Raw genomic sequence first — 18,557 nt, forward strand, 5'->3', positions numbered from 1 at the left:
TTGGGAACGAGGGGAGGTGCCGGTCAGGCGATCAATCCACCCTTAGAAATTCGACGTGGAAGCGAACCGGCCCCACCGGCGCCACATGGTGCAGGATGGTCGGTTCGACCACGCCCGGCTCGCCGGCGACGGTGAGGACCTGCTCCGAAGGCGGCCGGCGCTCGTCGGTCACCACATAGCGAAGCGCGCCCTCTTCCAACCGGATCAGGCCCCAGGTGCCCTCCTTGGTCGAATGGTCGCCCAGCAGGCCTGCCGGGATGGTGGTTTCGGTAAAGGTCGCGGTGCGCTTGTACGGTTTGGCGTTCGCTGGGATCGCGACAGTCATGCGGCGCTCCGTTCGCGATAAAACTGCATCCCTAGCTGAAGGCTTTGGGCGATACGGTCCGCCTTGTCCTGGAACGCCCTGGCGACGGCCGGCGCGAGAAGTTCGTCCGTGGTCTCTCGCCAGATCGCGAGCCAGCGGGCAAAGGCCTCCTTACTCAACGCCCTTTCGTGACGGATATGGGCGGGCATCGGCTGGCCCTTGTAGCGCCCGCTTGCCAGCATCACCGATGACCAGAAATCCTTCAGCTTCGCCAGGTGATGGGGCCAGTCGTCGATGGCGCTCTCGAAGATCGGCCCGAGCAACGCATCCGCCCGGACGCGGGCATAGAAGGCGGGTACGAGCAGGTCGATGGCAGTTTCGTCGAGGTAGCAAGCAGACATGTCAGGCGGCCTTGCTGGAAGCGAGGATGGTCAGGAGGGCATCAGTGAGCTCGTTGCCGAGCAGCGGCTTTTCGATCAGGACCGCTCCGAGCGGCTTCATCCGTCGACGGAGTTCCCGCGAGGGATTGGTCGCCAGCAGGATCGCCGGTACGGCGACGCCCTTGTCCCGCAGCTCCTGCAGAAAGCCGATCCCATCGGCGCGATATCGCTGGTCGATGACGAGGCATTCGGCCGTCGCGGGGTCCGCGTCCGGCACATTGCCATCCGCGGGCAGGAACCCCTCGAGGCTCAGGGCGAACTGCAGGGAGGACAGGACAGGCTGATCGCTTTCGAACAGCAGGACCGGGCGATCCAAGACCATGTCATGTCCTTCCGCAGTCAGGCCGAGGCTCAGGCGGCCTTCTTCCAGTTCGGGACGAGCTCGGCGTGGGGCGGGCACTGCGCGACGGCTCCAACCGGCAACCCGCCCAGTTCATTGGCGAAGCCGTGGTTGACGTCGCGGTGGTGCGCCTCGTCCGCGCGGACGACCAGCACCACATCGCGCAAGGTAGCCTCCTCGGGCAGCCCCCAGTACCGCTTGGCAATCTCGGGCGCCGGCACATTGGCGCTGCGGCCCTCGTCGATTTCCGCGAGATAGTGCGTGTAGCTGATCACCGCCTCTTCCTCGAAATAGCCGACGACGCGGTGGGCCGTCTTGGCGCTCAAGAGATAAAGAGCAAAGAAGAAGACATAGAACACCCATTGCACGCCGATGATCACGGCCCGCTCGAACCAGGTCGGCTTGGAAATCTCGATGAAGGTCATGAGGTGCATGCGCTCATTTTCAGCCTCGTCCATGAGCGTCTTGATCCAGCCCTTGTCGTCACACATGCGGCGCAGGCAGGCGAGGTGGTTGATCGTCGCACCGACCATGCCGGGCACCGCCGCGACGGTCTCGAGCACGACGGCCCGGTGACCGTAGCGCTGGGCAAAAAAGGTGTCCGCGCACCAGCGCAGGACCTTGGTGAAGCCGAGCGCCACCTTGTCGGAAAGTCCGCTGGCCTTGTGGTGAACGCCCAGATCGATGAACGGTGCAGTCATTGTCGTGTCTCCGATGGCGACGCGATTGACGGGGCGCCGCTGATGGGCCGTAAGTAGACAGGGAAAGGAAGGACGAAAATTTGGATGATGTCCCTACCGCAGCGCCCCTAAGGGACTTCCCGGAGGTGGCTCGCGGCGATGGTGCAAGCCGGCTCCTGCCGCGGCTCGCCCTGCCCGCTGCCCTGGGCGTCGCGCTGCTCGCGATCGCCGGCGGCCTCGCGGTGCGGCTCCTGTTTGCCGATCAGCTCGGCGCGCGCGCGACCTTCATCTTCTTCGTCCCGGGCGTGGTTGCGGCAAGCGCCCTGTCAGGCCTTCGCGTCGGCGCGCTGGCTTCGCTGGCCGGCGCAGCCGCCGGTCTGTGGTGCGACCACCTGACAGGCCCGATCGAGGAAGGCAGCGTAATTGCCGCGGTGGCCTTCGTGGCGATCGGGCTCGCCATCGCGCTGGGGGGCGAGTGGTTTCAGCGAGCCCGTCTTGCTTCGGACGAGGCCGCTGCCGGCCTCGCCAGCCGAGAAGCCCATCTGCGCTCGATCCTCGACACCGTCCCCGACGCCATGGTGGTGATCGATGCTGCGGGGCTCATTCGAGACTTCAGCCCTGCGGCGGAACGGATGTTCGGCTGGAAGGCACAGGAGCTCACGGGCCGCAACGTGCGGCTGCTGATGCCCGAGCCCTACCGCGCAGCCCATGATGGCTATCTGGATCGCTATTACCAGACCGGAGAGCGCCGCATCATCGGCAAGGGCCGTGTCGTCGTGGGCGAACGCCGCGATGGGTCGACCTTTCCGCTCGAACTCGCCGTCGGCGAAGTGCAGGCCAACGGGCAGCGCTTCTTCACCGGCTTCATCCGCGATCTCACCGAGCGCCAGCATGCCGAGGCGAGGCTTCAGGAATTGCAGAGCGAACTCGTTCACGTCTCGCGGCTGACCGCCTTGGGAGAAATGGCCTCGGCCCTTGCCCATGAACTGAACCAGCCCCTCTCCGCGATCGCCAACTATCTCAAGGGCAGCAAGATGCTGCTCGAACGCGAGGAGGATCGCAACGACCGGGTTATCGATGCGGTCGGCCGCGCCGCCGCCGAGGCGCTGCGCGCCGGGGAAATCATCCGCCGGCTGCGCGATTTCGTCGCGCGCGGCGAAACCGAACGAACGGTCGAAAGTCTGCCGAAGCTTGTCGAGGAGGCGAGCGCGCTGGCGCTCGTCGGCGCCAAGGAGCATGGGATACGCGTCCAGCATGACTTCAGCCCTGAGATCGACCTCGTGCTCGCGGACAAGGTGCAGATCCAGCAGGTGGTGCTCAACCTCGTTCGCAATGCCATCGACGCCATGGCCGGGACTGGGCCGGGGCCCCGCGCGTTGACCATCGCCATCGCGCCGGCCGACGCCGACATGGCGCGGGTGACGGTCGCCGATACCGGCCCGGGCATCGCGGCCGATGTGGCCGACCGGCTGTTTCAGCCGTTCATCACGACGAAACGCACCGGCATGGGTGTAGGCCTGTCGATCTCGCGCACGATCGTCGAGGCCCATGGCGGGCGCATCTGGGCGGAATCTCATGACGGGGGCGGGGCCGTGTTCGGCTTCACGCTGCCCAAGGCGGACAAGGAAGGGCCAGGCGATGGCGAGTGACCCGATCGTTTATGTGATCGATGACGACGATAGCGTCCGGCATTCACTGGAATTTCTCCTTGATGTGGCCGGGATACGGGTGCGCTCCTATGCTTCGGCAGACGCTTTCCTAAAATCATCGCCGCCCCTCGCCGGCGCCTGCCTCGTGACCGACGTGCGCATGCCCGGGATGACCGGCATCGAGCTGGCCGAAAAGCTGCAGCTCGCCGGCGCAGGTGTCCCCGTCATCGTGGTGACCGGCCATGCCGACGTCCCGCTGGCGATCCAGGCGATGAAAGCCGGCGTGGCGGACTTCATCGAGAAGCCGTTCGATGACGAGGTCATGCTGAGCGCGATCCGCAGCGCGCTGGCGCGCACCGCGGGAGATGCCGCCTCCGCCGCGGAAAGGCAGGCCATCCTCGACCGCATCGCCATGCTCAGCCCCCGCGAGCGCGAGGTCATGGACGGCCTCGTCGCCGGCCAGGCGAACAAGGCGATCGCCTATGACCTGGAGATCAGCGCGAGGACGGTCGAGGTCTACCGCGCCAATGTCATGATGAAAATGCAGGCAAAGACCTTGTCCGACCTCGTCCGGATGGTCACGATCGCGCGGCTATCCTGAGAGGCACCAAGGAGCGTCCTTGATAATCGGCGGAAGGGCTCGCCCGGCCCTCCGCGACCGTCGGACAAGAGAAGGGCCGATCTCAACCAGACAGCCCCTCACCCGTCACATCACATCGGTTCAATGCTGCGGGCGCCAGATCCGGCACGGACGCCGTTGCGCTCGATGAACTGGAGCGCCGTCTGCGCGACCTCTTCCCAGCCGGGCTCGTTGCAGATGAAGTGGCTCCGGCCAGGAAAGGACACGAACTCCGCAACGCTCCCCTCATCCTTATAGGCCCTGTGGTTTTTCTCGGTCAGATGCGCCGGGATGATCTCGTCCTCCTCACCGCCGATCAGCAGCAAGGGCGCGTGCGGCGCGCCGAGATCGATCCGGCCATCCTCGCCCATACAGTCGCGCAGGATATTGCGGCTGTCATGCGTCGCCGTCGCTTCGAACGCGCGCGCTGCCTCCTCTTCGCTCAAACTGTTGGCGAAAGCGCCGTGGAAGGTCTTGGCATCCATGTAGATGGGTTCGTCACCCTTCAACGGGTTGGCGATGATCGCGCTGTTCTTGAGAAAGCCCCAGTCGAAGTCGACCATGGCATTGGGCGCGACGGAATCGATCGCCACCCCGGCTGACAGCAATCCCCGGCTCAACAGGATCTGGGTAATGAGACCGCCCACCGAATGGCCGATCATCACCGGGCGGCCGAGCCCACGCACCGTAACCTCGATAGATGCGATGACATCCTTGAGGCGAAGTTCGCCCAGACCCGGCGGCGGATTATCGCGCAGCGAGCGCGGATCACCTTCATGCAGCGGCCAGGCCGGGGCGTGGCAATTGTATCCCTTGTCGCTGAACATATGGATCCAGTTTTCCCAGCTTTTGGGGTTCTGGAACATGCCGTGGACGAAGACGATGTCGGTCATGCGATAATCTCCTGCTGATCTGCGCCTTCCCGGTGCGCGACCGTTCAGGATGGGTTCCTCGAATGCCTCGAGACCCAAGGACGAGAACGCGCGACCATGATTGGCGTTGCCCGGGATGACTTCTCGCGATGACGGCGCCTCGCCGCGTCGTCGTGCCGGTCGCTTCCTCCATCCTGTGCCGGCGCCTGGGCTCCTAATGTCTCGGTCCGTCGCCAAGGCGAAGAACCGATCCGCACCGGGCGAGTTCTCTTGTGAGAAGGAGATGTCCATGAGCGATACCCAGGGGATGATTGACGAAGATGCGCTTCCGGGTCACGAGAGCGGTCTCGATCCAAAGCCAGAGTGGCAACCGCGCTACAAGGGTTCCGATCGCCTCGCGGGCAAGGTCGCGATCATCACCGGTGCTGACAGCGGGATCGGCCGGGCGGTGGCGGCGCTCTATGCCCGGGAGGGCGCCGACATCGCGATCGCCTATCTGTGCGAAGATGACGATGCGGCCGAGACGAAGCGCATCGTTGAGGCCGAAGGGCGCAAGGCGATCACCATTCGGGGTGATATCGGAGAGAAGGACACTTCGGAGCGGATCGTCGCCGAGACGCTCAGCGCGTTCGGCAAGATCGACATCCTGGTCAACAATGCCGGCGAGCAGCATCCCGACAAGGACATCACCGACATTACCGAGGAACAGCTGCGTCGCACGTTCCAGACCAACATCTTCGGGATGTTTTTCCTCGTCCAGGCGGCGCGGCCGCATCTCAAGCAAGGCGCTGCCATCATCAACTGCACCTCGGTCACCATGTACCAGGGTTCAAAGGAATTGCTCGACTACAGTTCAACCAAGGGCGCCATCACCGCCTTTACCCGCTCGCTGTCCGAGAACCTCGTCGGCGACGGCATTCGCGTCAATGCAGTGGCGCCGGGGCCGATCTGGACCCCGCTCAACCCCTGCGGCGGCGCCAGCCCGGAGAAGCTCGACCATTTTGGCGAGAACACCCCGATGGGCCGGCCCGGACAGCCCAACGAGGTCGCCCCCGCCTTCCTTTTCCTCGCCTGCGAGGACTCCAGCTACATGTCGGGGCAAGTCCTGCATCCCAACGGCGGCACGATCGTGAACGGCTAAGGCAAACGCTGGAACCGAACTCAAGCGGTTTCAGGATAGACACGTGCCCCATGCGCCCAAGGCCTAGAGTATGACGATTTCGCCTGCTCGAAGGCTGCGCGCGCCAGGCACAGCTGGCGAGACTTTTGGGGCCATTGCGTGACGGTCTCGCCAACAGCCGGCGTTCCCCTGGCGCGATACGTCACCCGCGCGCGCTGCCAGCCGCCGTCACGCCCGTCCGCTCTCTTCCCTGACCTGCGCGGGCGGGTCCGGCTTTGTTTTCTCGGCGAGCAAGTTCACCTGGGTCGGGTAAGCAAAGCTGATGTCGTTATCGCGAAAGCGCGACAGTATCGCCGCAGTCACCCGGTCTCGTGCATCGGGCGGGAAGTCTGCTTCTTTGGACTCGAACTCGACGTCGTAGCTGATGCCGCTTGAGACGAAGCCGTTCACCCCTCCATGTATGAGGGTGTAGCCTTCGCTTTCGACCGCATCCCTTAGCAGACCCGGTATTTTGAGGATGACTTCCGGCGCCGCCGCGTAGCCAATCACAAACTCGAATTTGAAACGGTTGCGCAGGCGCCGGGTCGTGTTGAGGATTTCGAAGTCCAGCAGCTTCTTGTTCGCGATAATCCGCTCTTCGCCAGGCCCGCCCCGAATCCGCGTCGACTTGAGACCGATCGATTCAACTGTCCCCGAGCCGGCGCCCTTGTCATAGGAAATGGAATCGCCAATGCGAAACGGGCGGTCGAAAAGGATGGCGAGCGCTGCGAACAAGTCGGCGAAAATGCCTTGTGCCGCGAGGCCAATCGCGATGCCGCCAATCCCAAGGCCCGTTACCAGCCCGGTGACGTTCACCCCCAGATTGCTCAGCACCACCACGAGCGCGATCGCGAAGAGGGAGATCGTCACAAGGAGCCGTATGATGCCAAGGGCGCTCATGAGTGCCCGACTGTTATGCTCCTGGTCGCGCATGCGATGCTCGATCGCTCCGAAGACGACTTCTCGGGCCCATAGCGCGCCCTGGAATACCGCGGAGATCGTGAACAATGTGGCGATCGTGGTAGTCAGCCAGGCCGGTGCGTCGGCGTATCCCACTACGAGCCGCGCGGCGACAAGGATCATGAAGATCTGCCCGGTACGCCCGAAGGCTCGCCCCAGGATACTGTACCAGCTCGCCGCGCCTTCGCCCCGCTGACACAGTTTAACGCTCCATCCGCGCACAAGGTTGAGCAGCAGATAGATCGCCGCGCCTGCGGCGGTGGCGATCGCGATCTCAAGCCAGTTGGCCCCGATCCAAAGCGTGGCCTCGTCGATCATCCTGTCAAAACTGAAACGTGGATTCATCTGACAAATACGTCCGCTCGTTGCTGACGCTGTCCGAAATCGCGAAAGAGTGTGGGGGGTTCCCGCTGGATTTGCTCTGTACGCTCACCGTGCGTCAGGCTGCCGGAGCAGAGCGGATGCTCTTCCGCGCCGGCATCGGAATTCCCAGTCCAGCCCATCGCCGCCGGTGGCGGGCCGATTATGATCGTCGAGGCTCGCTCTTGCCGCCGCTTTGGCGCACTTCGACCGCCTCATCGAAACGAACCTGGCCGATCGTCGCGCCATTCCCGTCGCGCACCACGATGCGGTGATCGAGGATGAGATGGCCGTGCTCGCGGATGGATTCTACAGCCAGGTTCTGCGCCTCGGCGCGTGCGCGCTTCAGCGCCGCCTCGCTGTCGGCAAGTTCGATGCCGCTTTCATCCTCGGTCGTTTCGTCATTGTAGATGTCGAAAAAGTAGAGCGGCATGGTCGGGTATGTCCTGCATCGGGCCGAGAACTTGCGGAGCATCTGTCATCCGCCTTTGTCCGTGCAACGCCGTGTCAAACGCGGGCGTTCCCTGAGCATCACGTCACGGGCCAGTCCTCCTCGAACCGCGCCACCGTGAGCCGTTAATCAAGAGACCGCCGAAACGACATTACTTCCAACCGAGGGGAAATTTGCCGCAGCGGGAAAGCCGGTGCGCACCGCGCACCAGCCTCTCGTTCGCTCGTCAGCGGCGGGTCGCGGGTATCTTGGTTCCGACCGTCTTGGGGACGCCCGCGGGCAGGACGCCCGACTTCGGCGGCTTCTCGGCCTGGCGGTAGCGGCCCACAAGCGAGCCCTTGGCGATGACGTGGCCCTGCGCGGCGGCAAGCACCTGATCGCGGTCGGCGCCGATCGGCAGATCGAGGGCCTTGTCGAGCGCCAGCACCTGGAATGCGTAGCGATGCGCGGGGTCACCGACCGGCGGCTGCGGGCCGAAATAGCCGGGCGTATTTCGGCTGTTGCGCCCTTGCATCATGCCATCCGGCAAGGTCAGCCGCTCCTGCTCCTGCAGACCTTCAGGAAGGCTGGTCGTAGAGGGCGGGATGTTCCAAGCGACCCAATGGACGAACGGATTGATCGGAAGCGAGTCCGGGTCCTCCATGATGAGCACATAGGACTGCGCGCCGGGCACGGGATCCCACGCAAGCGGCGGCGACACCGCGTCGGCATATTCGCTATAGCGTTCAGGGATCAGTGCCTGCGGCGCAATGGCGGGCGAACGCACCGCAATCCGGCCGCGCGCACCGGCCGTCTCGGGCCGGTCGAGCGTCAGCGGAACACCCACACCCTTGGAGGCCTGCGCGAGCATTGGCTGCGCGGGCGGCACGGCTGCCGCCGACGGGGCAGCGGCCGCGCCCGTGTAGGCAACGCGGAAAATCGTGCCATTGCCATCGTCCGAAAGGAGCAGCGAGCCGTCCTTCAGCATGGCGAGGCCAACGGGACGGGCGATATGGCGCGTCCCGTCGTCGGTCAGGAAACCCGTGACAAAGGGCTCGAAGCGTTGCGGCTGACCGTTCTGGAAGCGGATCCGTACGATCTCGTAGCCCGAGGCCGGCTTTCGGTTCCATGATCCGCGCATCGCAACGAAGGCATCGTTCTGGAACTCGGCCGGGAAATTGCCGCCCGAATAGAAGACGAGGCTCATCGGCGCGGCGTGCGCGGTGTAGCCGAGCACCATCGGCGTGCTTGCCGCAAGCCACTGGGCCTTGGTGATCTCCCCGGGCGGGGTCGTCTGGGGGTGGATCGCGCCAGCGCCGAAGGCATGAGGCCAGCCATATTGCTTGCCCTGCTCGATGCGGTTCAGCTCTTCGGGCTGTTGGTCGTCGCCGAGATCGTCGATGCCGTGGTCCATTCCCCACAGCTCGCCGGTCGCCGGATGCCAGCCGAAGCCGATCGTGTTGCGCAGATTACGGGCGAAGATCGTCCGGGTCTTCCCATCGGGCGAGACACGCAGGATCGATGCGTTTTCAGGATTGCTCTCGTTGCACGCGTTGCAGGTGGAGCCCACGCTCACATAGAGCATGCCGTCAGGTCCGAAGGCCATCGTCCGATTGGGGTGCTGGCCGCCATCGGGCAAGTCGCCGACGATCATCTGGAGCGGTCCGAGCATGCCGTCGGGCCGGATGTCGGCGACGAAAATCTCCTTCACCGTCGCGATGTAGAGCTTGTTGTCCTTGATCGCGAGGCCGTGGGCGCTCGGGCGGTTCGCAACGACCACCGGCGGCCCATCGGCCACGCCATTTCCGTCGGCGTCCTTCAGGAGTACGACGTCGCCCTGCTCGCGCCGGCTGACATAGATCCCGCCATTGGGCGCCACGGCAATGATCCGCGGATTCTTGAGGCCCGTGGCGAAGGTCGTGACCGTGAAACCTGCAGGCGTCTTGAGCCCGGCGAGCCGCTCGGGTATCGCCGGGGCCTTGTCCGGCTTGAAGACATGGATCGCGACCTGAACGTCGGTGCCATCCCCCTGCTGCGCATAAGCGGCGGTCGACAGGGCGAGTGCGGCGCAGGTGCCGGCGAGGATAGCGCTGAGCTTCACGGTCTCTCCTTGGCTTATCGGTTTCACAGGCCGCTCTTGAGCGAACGCGCATGCTCGAGGTGCTGCTTGATGATCGGGATCGCACCGGTGGCGGCCGTGCGCAGCGGCGCCTTGTCGCCGGTCTGCGCATAGGCGGTCTGGACCGCGAGCGCCTGTTCGTGCGCCGGGATTTGCTGCGCGATGTAGATCCGGTCGAAATCCGCCGGGCTCGCGGCATAGAGCTGGTCGATCTGGGCGCGCGTGCCCTGCCCCAGGACTGCCGGCGGCGGAACAAGCCCGGCGGCCTTTGCCTGCGTCAGCGTGACATTCGTCGTCTTCGTATGGTGATCGATCAGCATCGACGCAAAGGCGCGGACGCGCGGGTTCTGCGATCGCTGCACCGCGATCTGGCTAGAGGTCACCTCGTAGACGTCGCTTTCCCCGGCAATCTGAAGATAGGGCATCGCCGCGCCGGTGGAGGCGGGCGTCGGCGGCGGGGGATTCGATGGGCTCTGGGCAAAGGCAGAGCCGGCCAGTCCGAACGAAAGGAGGCAGAGCAGCCTTGCGGAAGTCGAAATCATGGGAGCATCCTTTTCGGCGCTTTGCATTGAGCAGCGTTTTTCGAGAACGACGGATCGGTTCCGCAGTTCCTGCCGCGCGACAACTCGCACATGATTTATTTCCGCAGCTGGAATGACTTAGGGAACGGGCGTGCGCAGCGCCCGTTCACCTGTCGCAACTTCATGCAACAGGGAAACACTTTTCATGCGTAAAGCGCCTTTGCTCGCCGCCGGCACGCTTGTCTCCGCGGCTCTTGCCTTCGCCGCGCTCGGGCCCGTAGCGGCGCCGGTTTTGGCGGCGGCGGCGCAGGGCCAGCCGGGCATCCCGGCGAGCGGCGCCAAGGTCGACGCCGACAACCAGGCCGTTCTCGATGCCTTGAAAGGGCTTGGCCTGCGGCCCTACCACACGCTCAGTCCGGCCGAAGCGCGCCTGCAACCGAGCTTCGCCGACGGGGTAAAGGCCGTGCTCCAGAAGCAGGGTCGCCCGGTTGCGCCTCCACCCGGCGTCGCGACGCAGGATATCCAGGTAGCCGGCGGGGCGGGTCCGATCCCAGCACGGGTCTATCGACCGGCCGACGCACAAGGTCCCCTTCCCGTCATCGTCTACTACCATGGCGGCGGATGGGTGCTCGCGACCATCGACACCTATGATGCCTCGGCCCGTGCCCTCGCCCGAGAAGCGCGCGCGATCGTGATTTCGGTCGAATATCGCAAGGCGCCCGAGGCGAAATTCCCGGCTCAGCACGACGACGCCCTCGCGGCATACCGCTGGACGCTCGGCCATGCCGGCGAGATCGGTGGTGACCCGCGCAAGATCGCGCTCGCGGGCGAAAGCGCCGGCGGCAACCTCGCCCTCGCGACCGCGATCGCCGCGCGCGATGCCAAGCTGCAAAAGCCCGCGCATGTATTGACCATCTATCCGATCGCCGGTTCCGACCTCAACACCCCCTCCTATCAGGAAAACGCGAATGCCATGCCGCTCAATCGGGCGGCCATGGCCTGGTTCCTCCATCACACGACGCGCGGTCCGGCTGACGCAACCGACCCGCGCATCAATCTCGTCGCGGCAAACCTGCGCGGCCTCCCGCCCGTGACCCTCATCCAGGCCCAGATCGATCCCTTGACGTCCGAGGGCCAGACGCTCGCAGGCCGGCTGCGCGCGGCGGGGGTGCCGGTTGCGACGCAATTCTATCCTGGCGTTACCCATGAGTTCTTCGGCGCCGATGCGGTGATCCGTAAAGCGGGAGAAGCCCAGCGCTTCGCCGGCACACGGCTGAAGGCGAGCTTTCGTTGAAGGCGGGCCGCCCGCAGCCGGGCGGCCCCACCTGACACCCCCCAGGGCTACGGCGCGCGCCTCGGTCGTCGGCCGCAGCTGACATTGGCGCGGACAGATCGCCGTGTCCCCTTGCATAGGCACGGTCCTTTTACGCCATGAACCTGCTAGGGTCCCCGAGGGTTCGCCCGAATAACGGGAGAGACTGGCCAGCCTCCCGCCATTTATCGCAGCGCTACAAGGCCGGAACCTTTGCCTTTTCGGCGAGCCGACGCTGGAGGAAGGCCAGCACGACCGCTTCTTCCGGACGGAGGCGGGACAAGTCTTCCCGAAGCTCCTTCTCGACGGCGTCCCGCGCCTCCAGGACCAATTCGTCGCTCAGGTAGCTCTCGAAAACTTCGGGATGAATGTAGCACTTGCGGCACACAGTGGGCGTGTTGCCCAGCCGCGAAGCGACGGCTTCGATTGCGGTCCGGACATTCCGTTTCGCCGCAGCCTGGCTGTCGACCTTTTCATATTCGGACAGCGCCAGAGCAGCGAGCACCGTGCCATTCCAGGTGCGGAAATCCTTGGCGGTGATGTCCGTCCCGGAGATCTCCCGAAGATAGGCATTGATGTCGTTCGAGGTGACTTCGTACTGCGCGCCGTCTTCGCCCACATATTGGAAGAGATGCTGTCCGGGCAGATCCTGGCTGGCCTTGACGATCTTCGCGATGCGCCGATCCTTCAGCTTCAGCCGCCACTGCTTTCCGCTCTTGCCCTTGAAATTGAATCGGAGCTCAGCGCCGTCGATCGCGACATGGCGATCCTGGAGGGTCGTGAGGCCATAACTCTTGTTCTGCTTGGCATAATCCGCGTTGCCGATGCGGATCATCGTGGTTTCGAGCAGATGCACGACGGCGGCCAGGACCTTCTCGCGCGGTAGCCCGCGCTTCTTGAGATCGGCATCGATGCGCTCGCGAACGCCAGGAAGGGCCTTTGCGAAGTCCAGCATGTGCTCGTACTTGGTGCTGTCGCGCACCTCGCGGAAACGCGGATGGTAACGATACTGCTTGCGTCCCTTGGCGTCACGGCCGGTCGCCTGGATGTGCCCGTTTGCTTTGGGGCAGATCCAGACGTCGGTGTAAGCCGGGGGGATGGCGAGCGAAGCAATCCGCTTCAGGGTTTTTTCGTCCGTCACGACGTTGCCCCGGGCATCGCGATATCGAAACTTGCCACGGTAGGGCTGGCGGACGATTCCCGGGCTGTCGTCGGTTACGTAGACGAGACCCGCATTTTCCGCGGCTTCCTGCGCATCGACGATCGTTCCTGCCTCGCCGGTGTCAGCCGGCCCATCCTCTTTTGTTTTCATAACCGCTGAAGCGTCCAGCACGGGTTCGCGTTCCCCACCCATGCCGGACCCTGGTTCGCACCGTCCAAGAGCGAGGGTCGATCCTCCTATGTGTCGACCATCATCAGGCGCCAGTCCTTGCCCCCGTTTCGCCGGTAACGGGGTCATGCTTCGGATCAGGAAGCGCCTCCATCCGCGCGCGCGCCGCATCATCGGGCGCTTCGCGGCAGATGTCCCAGCCCTGTCCCCGCGGATAGGCGCCGACAACCTGGAAATGCTCGCTCGCATGAATCGCGCGGTGGCCGGTGCCGGGCGGCAGCATAAGCGCATCGCCGGCTGCGACGGACACCTTGCGCCCGGCTGGCCCGCCAAGCTCGAGCGTCGCTTCGCCCGCGAACACACCCAAAACCTCGTGCGCGGTCGAATGATAGTGGTGATAGTCGAATATGCCGTCGCGCCAATCCGGCGGCCAACCATGGTCCTCGAACAGAGCTTCGAAGCGGCCGGCCAGGTCTTCGCCCTCGCCGTCCAGCGCGGCGTGATAGATGACGACCGGCAACCGCGCATTGTTCGGCACCCAGTCATTCTCGCCGAGCAGGATGCTTTCGATCTTCATCATATCTTCGCCTTGGGGGTTCGCTTGCGCTTTGGCTTGTCGGCCAGTTCGATCCAGACCGGTGCATGGTCGCTGGTCTTTTCCCAGCCCCGCACATGGCGGTCGACCTGGGCATCGAGCAGCCGGTCGGCAAGCGCGGGGCTGAGCAGCAGATGATCGATGCGCAGGCCGGCATTGCGGCCATAGGCGTTCCGGAAATAGTCCCAGAAGGTGTAGATGACCTCGCCCGGGTGCAGCGTGCGCAGCGCGTCGGTCCAGCCCTGATCCAGCAGCCGGAAATAGGCCGCCCTTACTTCGGGTGCGAATAGCGCGTCGTCGAGCCAGCGCTCCGGCTTGTAGACGTCGAGATCGGTCGGCATGACATTGAAGTCGCCCGCCAGCATCACCGGCAGTTTGCTCTCCAGCAACCCAGCCGCATGCTCGATCAGCCGGTCGAACCAGCGCAGCTTGTAGTCGAACTTGGGGCCGGGCCGCGGATTACCGTTTGGCAGGTAAAGCCCGCCGATCAGGATGCCGTTGACCGCCGCCTCGATATAGCGGCTCTGGCTCGGGTCGGGGTCGCCCGGAAGCCCCCGCCGCGTCTCGTGGATTTCGCCGACGCGGCTGAGCAGCGCGACGCCGTTCCACGACTTCTGGCCGTGCCAGATGACATCATAGCCAAGGTCGCGGATCGCACTTTCCGGAAACTTCTCCTGCGGCGCTTTCAATTCCTGGAGCACAACCACATCAGGCTGCGCTTCCTCAAGCCAGCGCAGCAGCACCGGCAGTCGGCCATTGACGCCGTTCACATTATAGGTGGCGATCTTCACAGGTCAGGCAGGGTCTGGTCGGCGCGGCCCCAACCGCTGAGCGCCTTGGAGCCGGCCCGCTTCACCAGTTCGGTGCCATCCCGAATGGTCCAGTGCGAGGGCTTGTCGATCGTCTCCATTTCCTTCCATGTGATGGGTACGGCGACCGGCGCGCCTTCGCGCGCGCGGACCCCATAGGGCATGACCGCCGTCGCACCGCGCTGGTTGCGAAGATAGTCGACAAAGATGCGGCCCTTGCGCTGCGCTTTCGGCAGGGCGGCCGTGAAATGCTCAGGGTCACTCTGGGCAACCGCTTGGGCCAGCCGATGCGCAAAGTCTTTCACCTCCGGCCACTCCGCTTGCGGAACAAGCGGCGCGATCACATGGACGCCCTTGCCGCCGGTCACCATCGGGAAGGTCTCGAGCCCGATCGACTGCAGGATCTCGCGAAAGTGGAAGGCGGCGCTGCGCACATTCTCGAAATCCAGGCCCTCGTCGGGATCAAGATCGAAGACCAGCCGGTCGGCCCTCTCGACATCCTCGATCCTGGCGCCCCAACCATGGAACTCGATCGTGCCCATCTGTACGCATGTGAGCAGGCCGTCCGCGGTATCGACATAGAGATAGGGCTCGTCGTGCCCGTCCTTCTCGCGAATGGCGACATGCCGTACAGCGTCGCCAAAACTGCCCGCGTCATGCTTCTGGAAGAAGCATTTCTTGGCTCGGCCTTGCGGGCAGCGAACGAGGCTGATCGGCCGCGAACCGATCCAGGGCAGCATGATCGGAGCGACCTGCGCATAATAATCGGCAAGCTGACCCTTGGTAAGCTTCCCCTCGGGAAAAATGACACGGTCGCGGTTTGTGATCGTGATCGACGACGTCTCGGCCGTCACCGCCTCAGCCGGCGCCTCGGTCTCGACGACCACAGCCTCGGGCTTCTTGTCTTCGCGTAGGCCCAGAAAGGACGGATGCCGAAGCGTCCCCTCATTGGTCATTTCGGTAAATGCAATTTCTGCGACCAGCGTTGGCCGCAGCCAGTGCGCCCCGCGCACCTCTGCGCGCGGCGCCTTGACGGTCGGCGCCTCCTGCTCGAGCGGCGCCATCACCGCCATCAGGTCGATGATCTCCTGGGTATCGAAGCCGGTGCCGACCTTGCCGGCATAGCGCAGGACGCCGTCCTCATGGACACCCAGGATCAGCGATCGGAATAACCGCGACTTGTCCGAAGGGGTCCAGCCGACCACGACGAACTCCTGCCGCTTGATGCATTTGGTCTTCAGCCAGCCGCCCGATCGCGAGCCGACATAGCGGCCGTCGGCCCGCTTCGAGATCACCCCTTCGAGGCCCGCCGCGCAGAACTGGTTGAGCAACTTCTCGCCATTGCCGGCAATGTGATCCGAATAGCGCAACCGCGACTTGCCCTTGGGCAGGATCTTCGCGAGCTTCGCCTTGCGCTCCGTGAGTGGCAACTGGGTTAGATCCTCGCCGTCGAGCTCCAGCAGGTCGAACGCGAAATAATCGATCGAAGCCGGCGCCCCTTTGAGCGCGTTTTGCAGGGCCTGGAAACTCGAGCGGCCGTCGGCATCGAGCACGACCGCCTCGCCGTCGATGAGCGCGGAGGAAACCTTCAGCTTCAGGGCGTCGGCAACCAGTCCGCTAAACTTCTCCGACCAGTCGAGACCCGAGCGGGTATAGGCAACGGCCTCGCCCCCGCCGACGCTCAGCAGCACGCGGTAGCCGTCATACTTCATCTCGTGCAGCCAGCGGTTGCCGGTAGGAACCGTGTCGACCAGCGTTGCGAGTTGCACTGCGCGGAAGGGCGGCGCGCGGCTGGTGGAAGCCGCTTTCCTTGGCGCTGCGGTCATGCGCGCCATGATGGATGGCCGTTGTTCTTCATGGAGACCAAAGTGCGCGAGCGGCGGACTCGTTCCAGCGCGCCCCTGACTCGGCTCGCCGACCGACCCCCCACGTCTCGCCGATAGCGGCAACCGCATCGTCCCCCCGGCGTTGCGGACCTAGGCCACCGACGAAGGAGATGAGCAATGGCAGACGACAAGACCGCTCGCGGGCCCCAGGACCGGGCGCGTATCGCGCTCGGAGAGGATTATGAGGTCGATTACTGGACGGGCAAATTCGGTGTCAGCAGGGAGCGGCTGGAAGCGGCGGTAAAGGCTGTCGGAACCAGCGCGGACGCTGTCGAGCAGCATCTGAAGGGCTGAGGCCGACCCGCTCGCTTCGCAATGCAAACTGCGATGTCGCCTTTGCTGTCGTGCTGCTCAGCGGTCGACGTACAACTCGTATATTCATCAGATGGGCCCGACGCGACCCACGCGCCGGGCCCCCTGCTACCGATTATAGTCCGCGTCTAATTGGCTGCGAAATGCTTGGCTGAGCTGATGTCGTTCGCCAGCCGAACGCCATCTCCTCGCGCAACTTCCGCAAGATGAGCTTTCACCTCATTACTGCGACGTACTATTGATGACGCAACCTGCGCCCTATTCTCCGAGCATTTGCCAAAATGGCTGCCCCGGATCATTTGATCGGCATCCAGGCGATGGCTCAAAGATGCGCCCTTGGTACCTGCCACATCGCGAACGACGGCCACCCGGGCGGCCCAGAGGCAGCGTTCCGTGGTAGGTCGTGTTCCCGCGGACATGCCGATCTGGCGGGTAGATACCTTGGCATCGGCCCGATAGGTCACATCCAGGGATCTTCCTTAATGATCCACGCTGGTCCGATGAACCTGATCAGCGAAGGGGGCAGCGGAAGCGGTTGCCAAGGCAAGCAAAGACAAGATCACAACATACTCCTCTTTCCAAACAATGGATCGAGCTCAGGGAGTATGATTGAGACGGCCCCTGAGTTCGATACGTCCGACATCGCGAGATATTCTCGCCAGAGGGGCCCGGTACGCATCCCAAAGCTAGGCCTCAGATCGAGTTTATCAATGCGCCCGTCACGGTTTCGATTGGGGGACACACTTTCTTACAGAACTTCGTCGTTAATGCCTGACCTGTGATCGGCAGCGCTCGCAGCCAATCCGGGCGCTCGGTCGTCGAGAAAGTCGTTGCCGGTTCCAGCCAACGAAATGCCGCTCGGCGGATTGCGCAATTGCTAAGGACCCACGCGGTCCCTACGGAAGGGGCACCGCGAAATCACTGTCTGTCAGGATCATCGGATGCCGCTTCGCCGCGCCCATTATCTCGTCCTGGCAATGGTGCTCGCTACAGTCGTGGCATTCTGGCCGACCTACTTCGCTGTTTTGCGGACCGCGCGGACAGAACTTCATTTTCATGGAGTAACGGCCACCGCCTGGATGTTGCTGCTGGCGCTCCAGAGCTGGACCATTCATCATCAGCGACGCGGCGCGCACCGGATTTTCGGGATCGTGAGTTTGTTTCTGTTTCCGCTTTTTCTCGCGGGAAGCGTTGCTGTCCTTCTGAGCATGGCGCGCAACACGCCGTCAGACCCTTTCTACCAAATCAACGGCGGACGCCTGGGTATATTGGACGCCTGGACGCCCATCCTTCTGATGGTCCTCTTCTATTTCGCGCTGAAAGAAAGGCGCAAAGTGCAGCTGCACGCCCGCTATATGCTCGCGACAGCCCTGCCCCTCGTCGAGCCCATTATCGAACGGCTGCTCGGGCATCTGATCCCGCCTTTCACGGCGTTCGACCCCGCTCAATTCGCGTGGACCATGCGTGCTGCAGAGCTTGGGGGGCTTGTTGCCGCGGCGTGCCTCTACGCGGCGGCACCACGTTACGGGCGGCCGTTCTTCATCGTCGGATTGGCGATGGTCGCCCAGGCAGTCCTGGTCGAGACGCTGGGGGAGAGCAGCGTTTGGCAGACGGTATTTGTCGGGCTTGGAAAACTGCCGTCGCTGCCGGTGCTGGTTGTCGCGACGATTGTCGGTGGGCTCACAGTGTGGGCGGGTTGGACTGCTGGCCCAGCTGCTCGTCGGCACAAGCCTGCAGCGGCCTGAAGGCCGCTCGGCTGCTTGATAGGGTCCGCCAAAAGCTGTCAGGCAACGAGCCAGGCCCGAGCTTCCTTTCGGCCTGACGGGCTCGAATTTCACTGGCGACTGAAGAATCTGGTCG

The 18,557-nt window shown here is 64.1% G+C and carries 19 protein-coding genes; 6 read left to right on the forward strand and 13 right to left on the reverse strand.

Annotated features, from left to right (window positions below; all coding sequences use genetic code 11):
• Positions 1-31 precede the first annotated feature (31 nt).
• Genes SBA_RS23470 through SBA_RS23485 form a run of 4 tightly spaced genes read right to left on the reverse strand, consistent with a single transcriptional unit; the run spans position 32 to position 1,785 of the window.
• Complete coding sequence (locus SBA_RS23470) at positions 32-325, reverse strand: DUF1971 domain-containing protein (RefSeq protein ID WP_008831957.1); 294 nt, start codon at positions 323-325, stop codon at positions 32-34.
• Entirely contained in the window at positions 322-705 is a 384-nt protein-coding gene (locus SBA_RS23475; RefSeq protein ID WP_008831956.1) for a group III truncated hemoglobin, read from the reverse strand. Before SBA_RS23475 ends, SBA_RS23470 begins: the two co-directional genes overlap by 4 nt.
• A 1-nt stretch (position 706) precedes the next feature.
• Positions 707-1,066: a response regulator gene (locus SBA_RS23480; protein WP_008831955.1), complete on the reverse strand. Its 360-nt coding sequence runs from the start codon at positions 1,064-1,066 to the stop codon at positions 707-709.
• Between the two features lie 29 nt (positions 1,067-1,095).
• A complete protein-coding gene (locus tag SBA_RS23485; protein WP_008831954.1) occupies positions 1,096-1,785 on the reverse strand; it encodes an alternative oxidase in 690 nt (229 codons plus the stop codon).
• Between the two features lie 125 nt (positions 1,786-1,910).
• Between SBA_RS23485 and SBA_RS23490 the strand changes: the two genes are divergently transcribed.
• Both SBA_RS23490 and fixJ read left to right on the forward strand, forming a co-directional pair.
• A complete protein-coding gene (locus SBA_RS23490) occupies positions 1,911-3,413 on the forward strand; it encodes a sensor histidine kinase (protein WP_129965652.1) in 1,503 nt (500 codons plus the stop codon).
• Positions 3,403-4,014, forward strand: coding sequence for a response regulator FixJ (gene fixJ / locus SBA_RS23495; RefSeq protein WP_008831219.1), 612 nt, complete (start codon positions 3,403-3,405; stop codon positions 4,012-4,014). The genes SBA_RS23490 and fixJ overlap by 11 nt, the downstream gene beginning before the upstream one ends.
• Before the next feature lie 110 nt (positions 4,015-4,124).
• On the opposite strand, the gene SBA_RS23500 is transcribed toward fixJ, so the two are convergent.
• Positions 4,125-4,925: an alpha/beta hydrolase gene (locus tag SBA_RS23500; protein ID WP_008831218.1), complete on the reverse strand. Its 801-nt coding sequence runs from the start codon at positions 4,923-4,925 to the stop codon at positions 4,125-4,127.
• 268 nt (positions 4,926-5,193) lie between these two features.
• Between SBA_RS23500 and SBA_RS23505 the strand changes: the two genes are divergently transcribed.
• Positions 5,194-6,045: a glucose 1-dehydrogenase gene (locus SBA_RS23505; protein WP_008831217.1), complete on the forward strand. Its 852-nt coding sequence runs from the start codon at positions 5,194-5,196 to the stop codon at positions 6,043-6,045.
• Between the two features lie 207 nt (positions 6,046-6,252).
• On the opposite strand, the gene SBA_RS23510 is transcribed toward SBA_RS23505, so the two are convergent.
• The 4 genes from SBA_RS23510 to SBA_RS23525 all read right to left on the reverse strand — a co-directional run bounded on the left by SBA_RS23510 (position 6,253) and on the right by SBA_RS23525 (position 10,474).
• Positions 6,253-7,368, reverse strand: coding sequence for a mechanosensitive ion channel family protein (locus SBA_RS23510; RefSeq protein ID WP_008831216.1), 1,116 nt, complete (start codon positions 7,366-7,368; stop codon positions 6,253-6,255).
• A 178-nt stretch (positions 7,369-7,546) separates the two neighbouring features.
• Positions 7,547-7,858: a DUF6894 family protein gene (locus tag SBA_RS23515; RefSeq protein WP_008831215.1), complete on the reverse strand. Its 312-nt coding sequence runs from the start codon at positions 7,856-7,858 to the stop codon at positions 7,547-7,549.
• 202 nt (positions 7,859-8,060) lie between these two features.
• A complete protein-coding gene (locus SBA_RS23520; protein WP_129965654.1) occupies positions 8,061-9,914 on the reverse strand; it encodes a YbhB/YbcL family Raf kinase inhibitor-like protein in 1,854 nt (617 codons plus the stop codon).
• 23 nt (positions 9,915-9,937) lie between these two features.
• On the reverse strand, positions 9,938-10,474 hold the full coding sequence (locus SBA_RS23525; RefSeq protein ID WP_011950549.1) for a DUF4142 domain-containing protein: 537 nt from the start codon (positions 10,472-10,474) through the stop codon (positions 9,938-9,940).
• A 184-nt stretch (positions 10,475-10,658) separates the two neighbouring features.
• On the opposite strand from SBA_RS23525, the gene SBA_RS23530 reads away from it, so the two are divergent.
• The gene (locus tag SBA_RS23530; RefSeq protein ID WP_129965655.1) at positions 10,659-11,747 is read left to right on the forward strand and encodes an alpha/beta hydrolase; all 1,089 of its coding nucleotides are present in this window, start codon (positions 10,659-10,661) and stop codon (positions 11,745-11,747) included.
• 214 nt (positions 11,748-11,961) lie between these two features.
• On the opposite strand, the gene SBA_RS23535 is transcribed toward SBA_RS23530, so the two are convergent.
• The 4 genes from SBA_RS23535 to ligD all read right to left on the reverse strand — a co-directional run bounded on the left by SBA_RS23535 (position 11,962) and on the right by ligD (position 16,454).
• Entirely contained in the window at positions 11,962-13,077 is a 1,116-nt protein-coding gene (locus tag SBA_RS23535) for a DNA topoisomerase IB (protein ID WP_129965662.1), read from the reverse strand.
• A gap of 103 nt (positions 13,078-13,180) precedes the next feature.
• Entirely contained in the window at positions 13,181-13,675 is a 495-nt protein-coding gene (locus SBA_RS23540; RefSeq protein WP_129965656.1) for a cupin domain-containing protein, read from the reverse strand.
• Positions 13,672-14,481: an exodeoxyribonuclease III gene (gene xth, locus SBA_RS23545; protein WP_129965657.1), complete on the reverse strand. Its 810-nt coding sequence runs from the start codon at positions 14,479-14,481 to the stop codon at positions 13,672-13,674. Before xth ends, SBA_RS23540 begins: the two co-directional genes overlap by 4 nt.
• Positions 14,478-16,454: a DNA ligase D gene (gene ligD / locus SBA_RS23550; protein ID WP_129965658.1), complete on the reverse strand. Its 1,977-nt coding sequence runs from the start codon at positions 16,452-16,454 to the stop codon at positions 14,478-14,480. The genes xth and ligD overlap by 4 nt, the downstream gene beginning before the upstream one ends.
• 48 nt (positions 16,455-16,502) lie before the next feature.
• Here ligD and SBA_RS23555 point away from each other — a divergent pair, with 48 nt between their 5' ends.
• Together SBA_RS23555 and SBA_RS23560 are read left to right on the forward strand one after the other, a co-directional pair.
• A complete protein-coding gene (locus SBA_RS23555; protein ID WP_008829210.1) occupies positions 16,503-16,679 on the forward strand; it encodes a DUF3606 domain-containing protein in 177 nt (58 codons plus the stop codon).
• Positions 16,680-17,638: 959 nt separating this feature from the next.
• Positions 17,639-18,442 (forward strand): hypothetical protein, encoded by an 804-nt coding sequence (locus SBA_RS23560; protein WP_008829211.1) that lies wholly within the window; start codon positions 17,639-17,641, stop codon positions 18,440-18,442.
• Positions 18,443-18,557 lie beyond the last annotated feature (115 nt).

The organism is Sphingomonas bisphenolicum, assembly GCF_024349785.1.
GTDB classification, from domain to species: Bacteria; Pseudomonadota; Alphaproteobacteria; order Sphingomonadales; family Sphingomonadaceae; genus Sphingobium; species Sphingobium bisphenolicum.